A 13,399-nucleotide genomic window follows, 5' to 3' on the forward strand; every position below is an offset into this window, starting at 1 on the left:
CCAGGCGTCGTTCAGCGGGCGGATCCTGTGCCGCCGGCCCGGTGTCGCCTGCCGGCCGGGACGGGCTTGCAGTGGGCGATGCAGGTCCAAACGGCGGTCGGCGTTGCCCGGCTCGATCTGACCACTGGGTTTCAGCGGTCGGCGGGTGGGGCCTGGGTCCGGTAGGCGTCGAGTTGGTCGGCGAGGCGTCGCGGCTGGCTCAGCGCGATCAGGTGCCCGCCGGGCAGCACGTCCACGTCGACGCCGAGGCGTTCGCGGGCCAGGCGGCGCTGGAAGTCGGCGGGGAAGAACCGGTCGTCGCGGCCGGTGACCACCCGGGTGGGCACGTCGGGCCAGCGGCGCAGCGGGTTGGGGCGGGTGAACACCGCCGGCGACTCGTCGGGCGCGTCGACGGCGGTGAGGCGCGCCACCACCGGCTCGGGGACGTCGTGGAAGAAGTCCACCGCCAGGTCGACGTGGTCTCCGGGGGTGCGGCCCTGCGCGACGGCGTGGTCGGCGCGGGCCTGCGCGTGCCCGGTGGCCGCCCACCACTGCCCGGCCGTCTCGCCGGGGGCGGGGATCATCGGGTTGACCAGGACGACCATCGTCACCCGCGGGTCGTCGGCGACCAGTGGGGCGGTGAACGCGCCGAGGGACTGCGCGACCAGCACCACCCGGTGCCGGTCGCCGATCGCGGCGCGGACGGTGGCGGCGTACTCGGGCAGCGCGGCGGTGTCGTCGGCGGCGGGCAGGTCCACGGCGACCGCCTCGCGGCCGCGGCGGCGCAGCTCGTCGACGAGCAGGTGCCAGTAGTCGGCGCTGCCGCCCGCGCCGGGGATCAGCACGTAGGTCACGACCGGCCCCGGGCGGCGACGTGGAACAGCATCGGCAGCATCCGGGGCGTGCCGTCGGGCGCGACGTGGGCGACGCGGGCCAGCTCCGTGGAGGCCAGCAGTCGCCGCGCCACCGGATGGTCGAGCAGTCGTACGTCGCCCTGCGGCAGGGCGGTGGTCGCGGTCACGGGGCCTCCCTCAAAAACCGTCGCTCCTACATTAGGAGTGCTCGCTTCGTTCGGGCAAGCACCACGGCTACGCTGGGCGGGTGCGTTCCTACGACGATCTGTGCGGGCTGGCCCGCGCGCTGGCCGTGGTCGGCGAACGCTGGGCGCTGCTGGTCGTCCGGGAGCTGCTGCTCGGCCCGAAACGCTTCTCCGACCTCAGCCGTGGCCTGCCCACCATGAGCCAGAACGTGCTGTCCGCGCGGCTGCGCGAGCTGGAACGGGCCGGCGTGGTGACCCGCCGCACCCTCGGCCCCCCGGCCAGCGCCCGCGTGTACGAACTCACCCCGCGCGGCCGGGAGCTGGAGGAGAGCCTGCTGGCGCTGGGCCGGTGGGGCAGCCGGCAGCCGCTGCCCGCCACCGGCCGGTTGAGCGTCGACGCCCTGATGCTCGCCCTGCGCACCACGTACGACCCGGGCCCCGCCGGCGGGCCGGTGGCGCCGGTGGCGCTGCGGTTGGGCGCCGACCGGTTCGTCGCCGAGGCCGACCGGGCCGGGCTGCGGATCAGCCGGGACGACGGCGGCGAGCGCTGTGCCGCCGTCGTCGACACCGACCCGCGCACCCTGCTGGAGGTCGTGTTCGGCTACCGGCCCCGCGACGAGGCGGAACACCACGGCGCGCTGCGCGTCACCGGCGAGCGGCGGGTCGCCGAGCGATTCCTCGGCTGCTTCACCCGCCCGGTCGCCACCGGCGACGCCGGTGCCGCGCCGGCCGCCGGGTAGCCTTCCGCTCTGTGATCGAGGTGAGGTGCCCGTGACGACCGTGGACAGCAGCCAGCCGCGTGCCGACGCCCCGCGCGTGCCCGATGTGGCGCCGCGGGCACTGCCGCTGCGGGTGGCCGCGCCGATGGCGGTGGCCGCCGGGCTGGCGCTGCTGGCGGCGTTCCCCCCGTACGGGGTGTGGCCGCTCGCGCCGGTCGGCGTGGCGCTGCTGGCCGCGGCGACGCACCGCCGCCGCGTCCGGGCCGGCGCCGGGCTGGGCTTCCTGACCGGGGTGGCGCTGTTCGCGCCGCTGCTGAGCTGGACGAACCTGCACACCGGTTACCTGCCGTGGACGCTGCTGTCGCTGCTGCAGGCCGCCTACCTGGCGCTGCTGGGCGCGGCGAGCGCGTACGCCTCCCCACTGGCCGACCGCCTGCGGTGGGCCTGGCCGGCGCTGACGGGCGTGCTGTGGGTGGGGCAGGAGGCGCTGCGCGACCGCACCCCGTTCGGCGGGTTCCCGTGGGGGCGGCTGGCGTTCAGCCAGGACGACTCGCCGCTGCTGCGGCTGGCCGCGCTGGGCGGCGCGCCGCTGGTGACGTTCGCGGTGGCGCTGACCGGGGGGCTGCTCGTCGCGGCGCTGTGGCGGCCGTGGGACGGACGGCGGCGGTGGGCGCCGATCGCCGGGCTGACCGCCGGCGCGGTCGCGGTGCCCGTCGCCGGGCTGCTGGTGCCGGTGGCCGCCGCCGGGGCCGGCGACACCGTCACCGTGGCGATCGTGCAGGGCAACGTGCCCCGGCTGGGGCTGGACTTCAACGCCCAACGCAAGGCGGTGCTCGGCAACCACGTCGACGCCACCGTCGAGCTGGCCGAGCAGGTCGCCGCCGGCGGTCAGCGCCGCCCCGACCTGGTGGTGTGGCCGGAGAACGCCAGCGACATCGACCCGCTGCGCGACGCCGGCGCCGGCGCCCTGATCTCCCGGGCCGCCGACGCGATCGGCGCGCCGATCCTGGTCGGCGCGGTGCTGCGCGGCCCCGGCGACGGCGAGGTCCGCAACGCCGGCATCCTCTGGCGGCCCGGCACCGGCCCCGACCTGGGGCAGGTCTACATCAAGCGGCACCCGGTGCCGTTCGCCGAGTACGTGCCGATGCGCGACCTCGCCCGGATGGTCAGCAAGCAGGTGGACCGGGTGCGGGCCGACTTCGTGCCCGGCACCGAGCCGGGCGTGCTGCGCACCGGCCCGGCCGTGCTCGGCGACGTGATCTGCTTCGAGGTCGCCTACGACGAGGTGGTCCGCGACACCGTCACCGGCGGGGCGCAGCTGCTGGTGGTGCAGACCAACAACGCCACCTTCGACGTGGCGGAGGCGCGGCAGCAGCTGGCCATGGTGCGGCTGCGGGCGGTCGAGCACGGCCGGCCGGCGTTGATGGCCTCCACGGTCGGAGTGTCCGGGTTCGTTGCCCCCGACGGGCGGGTAAGCGACGCCACCGGGTTCAACACTCGCGCGGTCGTGGTGCGGCAGCTGCGCCTGGACGACGGGCGCACCCTGGCCACCCGGGTCGGCCTGTGGCCGGAGGCGGCGCTGGCCACCCTGGCGGTGGCGGCCCTGGTCGGCGCGGCCGTGCTGCGCCGCCGGCACCGCGCCGGATGACACCAGCCGGCAATCCGACGGAGGGGAAGCGACGGTGGGCGAGACGACCGACACCCGAGGGCCACGCGCCGGCCACCCCGGGCTGGGTCGGGTGCTCGTGGTGATCCCGACCTACGACGAGGCCGACAACGTGGCGTCGATCGTGGCGCGTGTGCGCCGCGCCGCCCCGGCCGTGGAGATCCTCGTCGCCGACGACAACAGCCCCGACGGCACCGGCGCGGTCGCCGACGCCCTGGCCGCCGCCGACCCGCACGTGCACGTGCTGCACCGCGAGGGCAAGCAGGGCCTCGGCGCGGCGTACCTGGCGGGGTTCGCGTGGGCCCGCGAGCGTGGTTTCGACGCCGTGGTGGAGATGGACGCCGACGGCTCGCACGCCCCCGAGGACCTGCCCACGCTGCTGGCGGCCGCCCGCGACGCCGACGTGGTGATCGGCTCCCGGTGGACCACCGGCGCGCGGGTGGTGAACTGGCCGCTGCGGCGGCTGCTGCTGTCGCGCTGCGGCAACCTGTACGCGCGGCTGGCGCTGGGCATGCCGGTGTCCGACGCCACCGGCGGCTACCGGGTGTACCGGCTGTCCGCCCTGGACGAGATCGACCTGGGGTCGGTGTGTTCGCAGGGCTACTCGTTCCAGGTGGAGCTGTCGCGGCTGGCGCACCAGGCCGGGGCGCGCATCGTCGAGGTGCCGATCACGTTCGCCGAGCGGGAACGCGGCAGCAGCAAGATGAGCCCGCTGATCGTGGCGGAAGCGCTGTGGCGGATCACCGCATGGGGTCTGCAGGATCGGCGGCTGGCGGTGCGGCGGGGCCTGCACGGCACCCCCGACGGTCAGGTGCGGTGGCCCTGAGCGTCGGCGTGTCATGCTGGACGCAGTGCCTGCGCGGACCGACCGCGCCGCGGATGGCGGATGAGGTGAGATGCGCCGAGGACTGAGGTACGTGCCGCTGGGCCTGTTGCTGGCGGTGCTGCTGGAGCTGGCGGTGTTCGTCGTGGTGGGCCGGGCGATCGGGTTCGGCTCGGCGCTGCTGGCGGTGTTCGCGGTGTCGCTGCTCGGGCTGGTGCTGCTGCGCCGGGAGGGGATGCGCGCCTGGCGTGGCTTCCGGGCCGCCGCGGAGGCCGGCCAGCCGCCGGGTCGGCAGGTCACCGACGGTCTCGTCGGGCTGGTCGGCGCGCTGCTGCTGGCGACCCCCGGCCTGGTCAGTGGCCTGGTGGGGTTGTTGCTGCTGGTGCCGCCGGTGCGTCGGCTGGCCCGCGGCGGGGTGCAGCGTGCCGCGGAGCGCCGGGTGTCGTCGATGGTCGCCGGTGACCTGTTCGGGCCCCGCCGGGTGCGGGTGCGCCGGGGCGCCCCGCAGCCCACGCCGCGCCCGACGGCCGAGCCGCCGCCGACCGTGGTCGACGGGGGCCGGGCCATCGAGGGCGAGATCGTCGAGCCCGGCCGGAACTGATCCGGGCACCGGACTCATCCCGGACACGACGGCCGCAACGGGCCCGAGGCCGGCCGGTGGCATCGTCTCCAAGGACTCCGAGCCGCAACGGGCCGGGGGCGGACACGGCGGCCGCAACGAGCCCGGACACGACGGCGCCCCGGGAGTGTGGCTCCCGGGGCGCCGTGGTGTGTGCGGTGCGGGTCAGGCGCGGCCGCGGCGGGTGCGAACCTCCTGCAACCGCTCGGCGAGGATGTCCTCCAGCTCGGCGATGGAGCGCCGCTCCAGCAGCATGTCCCAGTGGGTACGCGGCGGCTTGGCCTTCTTCTGCTCCGGCTCGCTGCCGTCGACCAGCCGGGCGACGCTGCCGTCGAACTTGCACTCCCAGGTCGTGGGGACCTCGGCGTCGACGGCGAACGGCACCTCGAACTGGTGACCCTTGGCGCAGAGGTACTCGCGGGTCTGACGCGGCGCGAGCTCCGTGTTGCGGTCGGATTCGTAGCTCACCGCGCCCAGACGGCTTCCGCGCAGCATACGCTCGCCCATGATCGACTTCCCCTCGTTGGTGGTGCTGGTCTTCTCTGTGTAACGGTCCGTTCCCGCCGGGCCATTCCCGCCCCGGGCGCTGCCGCGCCGCCGGGCGAGCCTGAACCAGGGTAGCCGGCCATGCCAGCCGCCCGGCGGGGTCGTCCCCGGCCGGGTCGGTTGGGTGGAGTGTTTCCGTTGCCAACGGGGATGTTAACCGCCCGAGTGGAGCGGAGGTCGCGATGGTGGGTGACGCGCCGGTGCAGTCCCGTCCGCCCTCCGGGCGGACGTTCTTCGGGCACCCGCGGGCGCTGTCCACCCTCTTCCTCACCGAGATGTGGGAACGGTTCAGCTTCTACGGCATGCGGGCGATCCTGGTGCTGTACCTGACCGCGTCCGTGGCCGACGACGGGCAGGCGATGGGCGAGGCCAGCGCCAGTGCCGTCTACGGCACCTACAACGCGATGGTCTACCTGATGGCGCTGCCGGGCGGCTGGGTCGCCGACCGGCTCATCGGCGCCCGCCGCAGCGTCCTGTGGGGCGGGGTCGTCATCGCCGCCGGGCACTACGTGATGGCGATCCCGACGCGGTGGAGCGTCTTCGCGGGCATGACGCTGATCGTCGTCGGCACGGGCCTGCTCAAGCCCAACATCTCGACGATGGTCGGCGACCTCTACGACCGGGACTCCCCACGCCGCGACGCCGGCTTCTCGATCTTCTACATGGGCATCAACATCGGGGGGTTCGCCGCCCCACTGGTCACCGGCTTCCTCGGCGAGAAGGTCAACTGGCATCTGGGCTTCGGGGCCGCCGCGATCGGCATGACCTTCGGCGTGCTGCAGTACGTGCTGGGCCGCCACAACCTCGGCGACGCGGGCGCGCGGCCCGCCGACCCGCTGCTCGGCGCCGACCGCCGCCGCGCGCTGACCCGCGTCGGCGCGGTCGCCGCCCTGGTCGCGCTCGCGGTCGTCGTCCTCGCCGTGGCCGGGGCGTTCACCGTCGACACCGTGGTCAACCTGCTCGCCGCCGCCACCGTACTGATCACCGTCGGGTACTTCGTGCGGATCATGGTGGACCGGGAGCTGAGCGCCACCGAACGCAGCCGGATGAAGGCGTACGTGTGGCTGTTCGTCTTCGCCGCCGCGTTCTGGCTGATCTACGACCAGGCCGGGTCGGTGCTGAACATCTTCGCCGCCGACAACACCGACCGCGACGTCGCCGGGTTCACCTTCCCCGCGTCGTGGCTCCAGTCGGTCAACCCGATCCTGATCATCATCGGGGCGCCGCTGTTCGCGCTGCTCTGGCTGCGGCTTGGCCACCGGGTCTCCACCCCGGTGAAGTTCGCGGTGGGCCTGGTGCTCAACGGCCTGTCGTTCGTGCTGATGGCCGCCGCCGCCCAGGCCGCCGTCGGCGGCGACCTGGTCTCGCCGTGGTGGCTCGTGGCCGTGTACGCCATCCAGGTCGCCGGCGAGCTGTCGCTGAGCCCCGTCGGCCTGTCCGCCACCACCAAGCTGGCGCCGGTCAAGTACGCCAGCCAGATGATGGGGCTGTGGTTCCTCGCCACCGCCGTCGGCGACGCGATCGGCGGGCAGGTGGCCCGGCTCGCCGACACCTGGCCCGAGCCGACGTACTTTCTCACCTTCGGCCTGGCCTCGGCGGCCCTCGGGCTCGGCGCGGTGATGTTCGCCCGGCACATCCGCGCCCTGATGGCCGGCATCCACTGACCCGGGCGGCGGGGCCGTGCCCGTGCCGTCGCGGCAGGCCCGCCGGGCGCCGCCGGACAGCCCGGCCGCACGCCCGGGCCCGGCGCGGCCGGGACCGGGTGTGCGGCGGCGGGTCAGGCGGCCGGGGTCGGGGGCAGCGGCAGCGGCAGGCCGGGCAGCCCGTCGATGCTGCGGGCGACGTGCTCCTTGCCGGCGAAGTAGTCGCTCAGCGAGGCGTCGTCCTCCCGGGCGAACCGCTTGCCGTGCAGGTCCCGGTCGGCGTCGTAGGTCATGAACGGCACCGCGTAGCCGCAGGTGTCGCGGATCAGTTCGGCCCGCACCACGACGATCGCCCGCAGGCCGTGCACGCTGGCGTCGACGTCCGGGAAGTGGCCCATCAGCTCGGCCCAGCGGGGGTCGTCGCGGAACACCGGCTCGCCGCGCCCGTGCACCCGGACGATGTTCGGCGGCCCCTGGAACGCGCACCACATCAGCGTGATCCGGCCGTTCTCCCGCAGGTGCGCGATCGTCTCGGCGTTGCTGCCGGCGAAGTCCAGGTACGCCACGGTGTGCGCGTCGAGCACCGCCCAGGAGCCGCGTAGGCCCTTGGGGGACAGGTTGATGGTGCCGTCGCCGGACAACGGCGCGGTGGCGGTGAAGAACAGCGGCTGCTCCTCGATGAAGGTTCGCAGCCGGCCCTCGATGCGTTCGTGTGTCTTTCCCACCCGGCCATCATCGTCCCGTCGCGACTGTCGCCGTTGCCCCGCGGTCGGTGGCGTCCCACCCCCCGGACACCGCCGTCCCCGCCCGGACGACGGGCGCGCCCCCACCGGGAGAGGCGTGCCGGCCCCGCCGGAGCCGGGCCGGCCCGGACTGTCGGCCAGTCGGGCCGGCGCAGACCGTCGGCTCGTCGGGACGGTTCAGGTGGTCGGCCGGCCCGCGTCGCGGGGGCCGAGGTGGGCCAGGGCGGCGGCGAGGTGGCCCACCTGCTCGGCGAGCTGGGCCACCCGCCGGTGCGCCTCGTCGCGGTCGGTCTCGGCGGCGCGCAGCCGTACCGCCAGCTCGTCGAGCCGGCCCTGCGCGGCGGTCGCGGCGTCCCGCGCGGCGGCCAGCTCCGCGCCCAGCGTGTCGTGGCGGCCGGCGAGCGCCGCCAGGTCCGCGCGGGCGCGGTCGGCCTCCGCCCCGGCCTGCGCGCGCGCCGCCTCGGCCTCCTGCCGGGCCCGCGCCGCCTCGGCGGCCGCCGTCCGGGCCGCGGCGGCCTCGGCCCGCGCCTGCTCGGCCTGCTCGCGCGCCTGCTTGGCCTGTTCGCGCGCCTGCTCGGCCTGCTCGCGGGCCGCCTCGGCGTCGGCGTGCAGGCGCTGCGCCCGGTCGAGCGCCTCGGCGGCGTCGCGGGCCGCCCGGTCGGCGTCGCCGCGGGCGGCGTCCCGCTCGCCCGTCAGGTCGGCGGCCCGGCGGCGCTCCGCGTCCAGGTCGGCGCGCAGGGCACGCAGCTCGTGGCGGGCCGCGTCGCGGTCGCGTTCGGCCTGTGTCCGCAGCGCCTCCGCGGCGCTGGCCTGCCGGCGGGCCTCGTCGCGGGCCGCCTCGGCCCGGTCGGCGCGCTCGGCCGCCGTCGTGGCCTGCTCGGCGGCGCGTCGGGCCTCCTCGCGGGCGGTGTCCCGCTCGGCGGCGGCCGACCGGGCCTCCTCGCGGGCCCGGACGGCCGCCGCGGCGGCGTCCTCGGCGTCGCGGCGGGCCTCGTCCCGCTCGGTCTGCGCCGCCGCCACCTGGGTCGCCGCGTCGGCGCGGGCCTGCGCCAGCTGGCGTTCCACGCCGACCGGGGACAGCTCGGCGTGCAGCGCCTCGGCGAGGGTCTCCGCGACCTGCTCCAGCCGGTCCACGGCCTCCCAGGTGCGGGCCACCTGGCCGGGCAGGCCGGGGGCGTTGCGGTGCCGCATCCGGCTGTTGCGTGAGGCCCGCTGGCAGGCGCCGTCGTTGTCGCGGCAGTAGCGGAACGGCCGGCCCGCGCCGACGCGCTGCGGCACCTCCCGACCACAGTGGGCGCAGGGGCGGGTGTCGGCGGCGGCGGGCTGGGCGTCCATCGAGGGCGGATTCTACTGCGCTGCCCGGCCGCAGCCGGCACAGCGGCCGACCCCTGTGCGGGATGGTCCGCCGGCACCGCGCCGCCGCCGACTAGCGTGTCCGGTGTGGCCGTCTCCCCGTACGTCGCGAAGCTGCGCGCCCACGTCGGCACGGACCTGCTTCTGCTGCCCAGCGTCAGCGCGGTCGTCCGCGACGACGCCGGCCGGCTGCTGCTGGCACGGCGCGCCGACAACGGCCGCTGGTCCCTGCCCGCCGGCCTCATCGACCCCGGCGAGCAGCCGGCCGACGCCGTCCTACGGGAGGTGTACGAGGAGACCGGCGTGCACGTACGCATCGGCCGGGTCGGCGGCGTCGCCACGCACCGGGTCGTCTACCCCAACGGCGACGCCTGCGAGTACCTGAACGTGTGGTTCCGGTGCCACGCGGTGGGCGGCGAACCGCGGGTCAACGACGACGAGTCCCTCGAGGTGGGCTGGTTCGACCCGGCCGACCTGCCCGAGCTCGACGACTGGGCGCGGCTGCGCATCGACACCACCCTGCGCGAGGACGCCCCCACCTGGCACGCCCCGCCCGGCGAGCGGCACCCGGCGCTCGACCAGCCCGACGCGCTCTGAACGGACCGTCAGCGCCCCGGCTACCTGCCCACCGTGTCGGCGGTGGGCACGGCACGTCGGGGTGTGGCGTCAGGGCATGGCGACGGCGGCGCGGGACCTGTCGGCGGCGATCCGCACCGCCAGCGCCGCCAGGACCGTGCCCGTCAGCAGCCGCTGCACCCTCAGCCACAGCGGCCGGCGGGCGAAGAACCCGGCGAGCGCACCGGCGGTGAGCACGATCAGCGCGTTCACCGTGAGCGCCACCGCGATCTGGGTCAGCCCCAGCACCAGGCTCTGCGCCGCGACGTGGCCCCGGGCCGGGTCGATGAACTGCGGCAGCAGCGACACGTACAGGATCGCGATCTTCGGGTTGAGCAGGTTGGTGACCAGGCCCATCGTGAACAGCCGCCGAGCCGGGTCGGGCGGCAGCGGCGCCGGCGTGAACGGCGACTGCCCGCCGGGGCGCAGCGCCTGCCAGGCCAGCCACAGCAGGTACGCCGCCCCGGCCAGCTTGACCGCCGTGTAGAGGGCGGGCACCAGCACGAACACCGTGGCGATGCCGGCGACCGCGGCGACCAGGTAGACGCCGAACCCGGCGGCGACGCCGAGCAGCGAGACCAGCCCGGCCCGTCGACCCTGGGTCACCGACCGGGAGACCAGGTAGACCATGTTCGGGCCGGGGGTCAGCACCAGCCCCAGCGCCACCAGCGCGATACCCACGAGCGCACCCGTACCGACCATGTCGACCCCCGTCCCACTCGGCTGCCGCCGACACTACGCCCGGGCTCCCGTCGGCCGGCGTCCGGCATCGGGCGCCCGGCGGGCCGCGACGGCCGCGCGGGTCTCCTCGGCGACCAGGTCGGCGTTGATCGCCGCGCCGGCCGCCGAACCGGCGGACACGGAGGTGACCACCTGGGCGCGCGGGTCCGTGACGTTGCCGGCCACCCACACGCCGGGGACCGCGGTCGCCCCCGTCGGGTCGGACGGGACGGCGCTGCCGATCACCTGGCCGCCCATCTGCTGCTCCACCGCCGCGAGGCCGAGCGACGTCAGCACGTCGGCGCGGGCGTGGAAGCGGGGAGCCACCACCACCGCCCCGCACGGCAGCACCTCGCCGCCGGCCAACCGCACGCCGATGAGCGCGTCACCGGCGACCTCGAGCGCGGCGACGGGACCGTCGACCACCCGCACGCCGCGGGCCGCGAGCTGCTCGTCCTCCTCGGCGGTGAACGCGCATCCGCCGTGCCGTACGACCGTCACGTCGGCGCTCCAGTGCCGCCACAGCAGCGCCTGGTGCGCGGCCAGCGGGCCGGTGGCCAGCACCACCAGCGGCTTGTCGCGCGCCTCCCACCCGTGGCAGTACGGGCAGTGCAGCACGTCGCGGCCCCACCGCTCGGCCAGCCCCGGCACGTCGGGCAGCTCGTCGACCAGGCCGGTGGTCACCAGCAGCCGCCGGGCGTCGACCGTGCGGCCGTCGGCGAGGGCCACACGGAACCCGCCGCCGTCGCGCGGCACCGCCGAGCGGACGGCGCCGTGGACGAACTTCCCGCCGTAGCCGGCCACCTCGGCCCGGCCGGCCGCCAGCAGCTCGCCCGGTGGCGTGCCCTCGCGGGCCAGGTAGTTGTGCACGTGCCCGGCCGGCGCGTTGCGCGGCTCGCCCGCGTCCACGACCAGCACCGAGCGGCGGGCCCGGGTCAGGGCCAACGCCCCGCTCAGCCCGGCCGCGCCGCCGCCCACGACCACCACGTCGTACGTCTCACGCACGGAACTCTCCCTCCGTCGTCGGCGGATCCCACGCCCGCCGCCGACCCGACTGTCCGCCGGGAGCGACGCGAGCGGCAAACATCGTTGCCGGAACGGCAAAACTCGGGTGCGGTCGGGCCGAGCCCGCCGCCCGACGTCGGCGGTGCGACCGGGCCGGCAGCGCGGGGGGCGCCCGGCCCGCGCCCCCACGGCGGCGACGGCAGCGGGGAGACTGGGCCGATGCTGCGCGCACCGGCCACCCCGACCCTGCCGGAACTGTCGTTGCGTCCCTGGCGCGACGACGACGCCGACGCCCTGGTGGCGGCGTACCGGGACCCCGTGCTGCTGCGCTGGACCCGGGCGCCGGTGACCACGACCGCCGAGGCGCGCCGCTTCGTGGCCGCGGCTCGACGCGACTGGGACGACGGGTGCCGGTTCAGCTTCGCCGTGATCGAGCCGCACCCCGCCGGCGAGACCCTGGTCGCCCAGGTGGTGCTCAAGAACGCCGCCGCGGGGCGCGGGGACGCCGAGGTCGGCTACTGGACGGCCGCGCCCGCCCGGGGCCGGGGCATCGCCCCGCACGCCCTGGACGCGGTCACCGGCTGGGCGTTCGCCCGGTTCGCCGGCCTGCGGCGGCTGGAACTGATGCACCAGATCGACAACCCGGCGTCCTGCCGGGTCGCCGAGAAGGCCGGCTACCGCTTCCAGGAGGTGCTGGCGGCCCGCCCGCCGTTTCCCCGCGACGGCCACCGGCACGCCCGCTGGGCCTGACCGCCGGGAATGCCCGGCACCGCCACCGCGCTGTCCCTTCCGGCGGCCCCGACAGCGGGGGCCGCGTTACCGTGGGCCGGGGAGGTGTCGGCGGGTGGACAACTGGGAAGCGACGGTCGAGGCGCGGATCCGCGCGGCCCAGGAGCAGGGCGAGTTCGACAACCTGCCCGGCGCGGGCAAGCCGATCCCCGGCCGTGGCGAGCCGTACGACGAGTCGTGGTGGATCAAGAGCTTCCTGGAACGGGAGAAGCTCCCGACGGACCTGCTGCTGCCGACCCCGCTGCAACTGCGCCGCCGCGTCGAGCAGGTGCCCGACGAGGTGCGCGACCTGCCCACCGAGGAGTCGGTGCGCGCCTTCGTCGCCGACCTGAACGCCGCGATCATCTCCTGGCTGCGCATGCCCACCGGTCCGCGGGTCACCGTGCGGCCGGTCAACGCCGACGACGTCGTACGCCGCTGGCGAGCCGAGCGGCATCCCGCCGCCGCGCCGGCACCGGAGCCCGCGCCACCCGCCCCGCCGCGCGGCAGACCCCGTCGGGCCTGGCGCCTGCCCTGGCGCCGCCGGGCGGCGTAGCCCGCGTCACGCCACCGCGGCCCGCCACGACCACGAGGTGCGCCGCGGCCGGCCGGGCAGCTCGCCGCGGCCGGTCAGCCACCGCAGCACCTGCGGCGCCGGCCCGGCGGGGGCGTCCGGGAAGAGCCGACGCACGACGCCGGCGCTGAGCCGCTCCGGCGGCTGCCACGGCACGCCGAGACCACGGGCGATGTCGTCGGTGTGCAGCAGCGTCTCCGCCACCCCCATCGCGGCGAAGCCCGCCGGGTCGCACGGGCCGAAGTGCCAGGCTCGCGTCTGCGGCGCGGCGGCGTCGACCGCCACCCGCAGCAGCCCACCGCAGGCGGCGACGACCCGCAGCACCTCGGCCGGCCCGGCGGCGGGGGAGACGACCAGGTCGAACGGCAGGTATGCCGCATCGGGTCGCCCGGCGACCTGACCGGCGTACGCCAGCAGGTCGTGCGCCACGTGCGCGGCGGTGGTCCAGCAGCTCCACTCCAACCCGCCGGCGGGCACGCTCCAGTCCCGTCCGGTGTGCGGGCCGAGGACGGCGGTCATCTCGGCCACCGCGCGGTCCACGTCGGCGCCGGTCAGTTCGATCATCCCCCGACCGTGCCAGCGTCCCA

General features: G+C 76.3%; 14 protein-coding genes and 2 pseudogenes. 8 read left to right on the forward strand and 8 right to left on the reverse strand.

Annotated elements, in window-relative coordinates; all coding sequences use genetic code 11:
• Positions 1–131: 131 nt before the first annotated feature.
• Both ABT006_RS11810 and ABT006_RS11815 read right to left on the reverse strand, forming a co-directional pair.
• The gene (locus tag ABT006_RS11810) at positions 132–833 is read right to left on the reverse strand and encodes an alpha/beta fold hydrolase (RefSeq protein WP_350705429.1); all 702 of its coding nucleotides are present in this window, start codon (positions 831–833) and stop codon (positions 132–134) included.
• Positions 830–1,000 carry a hypothetical protein gene (locus ABT006_RS11815; RefSeq protein WP_350705431.1) on the reverse strand — a complete coding sequence of 57 codons (171 nt, stop codon included), beginning with the start codon at positions 998–1,000 and terminating at the stop codon, positions 830–832. Before ABT006_RS11815 ends, ABT006_RS11810 begins: the two co-directional genes overlap by 4 nt.
• A gap of 125 nt (positions 1,001–1,125) precedes the next feature.
• Between ABT006_RS11815 and ABT006_RS11820 the strand changes: the two are divergent.
• The 4 genes and pseudogenes from ABT006_RS11820 to ABT006_RS11835 form a co-directional block, all read left to right on the forward strand.
• Positions 1,126–1,371 (forward strand): annotated as a pseudogene (locus ABT006_RS11820) (winged helix-turn-helix transcriptional regulator); the annotation flags it as partial.
• Positions 1,372–1,656: 285 nt separating this feature from the next.
• A pseudogene (gene lnt / locus ABT006_RS11825) lies at positions 1,657–3,426 on the forward strand (apolipoprotein N-acyltransferase); the annotation flags it as partial.
• Entirely contained in the window at positions 3,420–4,229 is an 810-nt protein-coding gene (locus ABT006_RS11830; RefSeq protein WP_350705433.1) for a polyprenol monophosphomannose synthase, read from the forward strand. The pseudogene lnt and the gene ABT006_RS11830, both read left to right, overlap by 7 nt.
• Before the next feature lie 70 nt (positions 4,230–4,299).
• Entirely contained in the window at positions 4,300–4,827 is a 528-nt protein-coding gene (locus tag ABT006_RS11835; protein ID WP_350705435.1) for an FxsA family protein, read from the forward strand.
• A 183-nt stretch (positions 4,828–5,010) separates the two neighbouring features.
• Here ABT006_RS11835 and ABT006_RS11840 read toward each other — a convergent pair whose 3' ends face one another.
• Positions 5,011–5,352 (reverse strand): RNA polymerase-binding protein RbpA, encoded by a 342-nt coding sequence (locus ABT006_RS11840; protein ID WP_046564157.1) that lies wholly within the window; start codon positions 5,350–5,352, stop codon positions 5,011–5,013.
• A gap of 221 nt (positions 5,353–5,573) precedes the next feature.
• Between ABT006_RS11840 and ABT006_RS11845 the strand changes: the two genes are divergently transcribed.
• A complete protein-coding gene (locus tag ABT006_RS11845) occupies positions 5,574–7,055 on the forward strand; it encodes a peptide MFS transporter (RefSeq protein ID WP_350705437.1) in 1,482 nt (493 codons plus the stop codon).
• A gap of 113 nt (positions 7,056–7,168) precedes the next feature.
• On the opposite strand, the gene ABT006_RS11850 is transcribed toward ABT006_RS11845, so the two are convergent.
• Positions 7,169–7,759, reverse strand: a complete 591-nt coding sequence (locus ABT006_RS11850; protein WP_350705439.1) for a pyridoxamine 5'-phosphate oxidase family protein — start codon at positions 7,757–7,759, stop codon at positions 7,169–7,171.
• Between the two features lie 195 nt (positions 7,760–7,954).
• Positions 7,955–9,112: a coiled-coil domain-containing protein gene (locus ABT006_RS11855; protein WP_350705441.1), complete on the reverse strand. Its 1,158-nt coding sequence runs from the start codon at positions 9,110–9,112 to the stop codon at positions 7,955–7,957.
• A 105-nt stretch (positions 9,113–9,217) separates the two neighbouring features.
• Here ABT006_RS11855 and ABT006_RS11860 point away from each other — a divergent pair, with 105 nt between their 5' ends.
• On the forward strand, positions 9,218–9,727 hold the full coding sequence (locus ABT006_RS11860; RefSeq protein ID WP_350705443.1) for an NUDIX hydrolase: 510 nt from the start codon (positions 9,218–9,220) through the stop codon (positions 9,725–9,727).
• A 69-nt stretch (positions 9,728–9,796) separates the two neighbouring features.
• Here ABT006_RS11860 and ABT006_RS11865 read toward each other — a convergent pair whose 3' ends face one another.
• A complete protein-coding gene (locus ABT006_RS11865; protein ID WP_350705445.1) occupies positions 9,797–10,447 on the reverse strand; it encodes a LysE family translocator in 651 nt (216 codons plus the stop codon).
• A 33-nt stretch (positions 10,448–10,480) separates the two neighbouring features.
• Positions 10,481–11,470, reverse strand: coding sequence for an NAD(P)/FAD-dependent oxidoreductase (locus ABT006_RS11870; RefSeq protein ID WP_350705447.1), 990 nt, complete (start codon positions 11,468–11,470; stop codon positions 10,481–10,483).
• A 219-nt stretch (positions 11,471–11,689) separates the two neighbouring features.
• On the opposite strand from ABT006_RS11870, the gene ABT006_RS11875 reads away from it, so the two are divergent.
• Both ABT006_RS11875 and ABT006_RS11880 read left to right on the forward strand, forming a co-directional pair.
• A complete protein-coding gene (locus ABT006_RS11875) occupies positions 11,690–12,220 on the forward strand; it encodes a GNAT family N-acetyltransferase (protein WP_350705449.1) in 531 nt (176 codons plus the stop codon).
• Between the two features lie 94 nt (positions 12,221–12,314).
• Positions 12,315–12,794, forward strand: a complete 480-nt coding sequence (locus ABT006_RS11880; protein WP_350705450.1) for a DnaJ family domain-containing protein — start codon at positions 12,315–12,317, stop codon at positions 12,792–12,794.
• 6 nt (positions 12,795–12,800) lie between these two features.
• Here the strand turns inward: ABT006_RS11880 and ABT006_RS11885 are convergent, their stop codons facing one another.
• On the reverse strand, positions 12,801–13,376 hold the full coding sequence (locus tag ABT006_RS11885; RefSeq protein ID WP_502890914.1) for a maleylpyruvate isomerase N-terminal domain-containing protein: 576 nt from the start codon (positions 13,374–13,376) through the stop codon (positions 12,801–12,803).
• Positions 13,377–13,399 lie beyond the last annotated feature (23 nt).

This window comes from Micromonospora sp. NPDC002717, assembly GCF_040295705.1.
Lineage (GTDB): Bacteria > Actinomycetota > Actinomycetes > Mycobacteriales > Micromonosporaceae > Micromonospora.

What these genes read in the sequence shown, in the direction of transcription:
- ABT006_RS11835 (WP_350705435.1), top strand. Translation starts at nt 4,300, where the DNA reads ATGCGCCGAGGACTGAGGTACGTGCCGCTGGGCCTGTTGCTGGCGGTG.
- ABT006_RS11840 (WP_046564157.1), bottom strand. Translation starts at nt 5,352, where the DNA reads ATGGGCGAGCGTATGCTGCGCGGAAGCCGTCTGGGCGCGGTGAGCTAC.
- ABT006_RS11845 (WP_350705437.1), top strand. Translation starts at nt 5,574, where the DNA reads ATGGTGGGTGACGCGCCGGTGCAGTCCCGTCCGCCCTCCGGGCGGACG.
- ABT006_RS11855 (WP_350705441.1), bottom strand. Translation starts at nt 9,112, where the DNA reads ATGGACGCCCAGCCCGCCGCCGCCGACACCCGCCCCTGCGCCCACTGT.
- ABT006_RS11865 (WP_350705445.1), bottom strand. Translation starts at nt 10,447, where the DNA reads ATGGTCGGTACGGGTGCGCTCGTGGGTATCGCGCTGGTGGCGCTGGGG.
- ABT006_RS11875 (WP_350705449.1), top strand. Translation starts at nt 11,690, where the DNA reads ATGCTGCGCGCACCGGCCACCCCGACCCTGCCGGAACTGTCGTTGCGT.
- ABT006_RS11885 (WP_502890914.1), bottom strand. Translation starts at nt 13,376, where the DNA reads ATGATCGAACTGACCGGCGCCGACGTGGACCGCGCGGTGGCCGAGATG.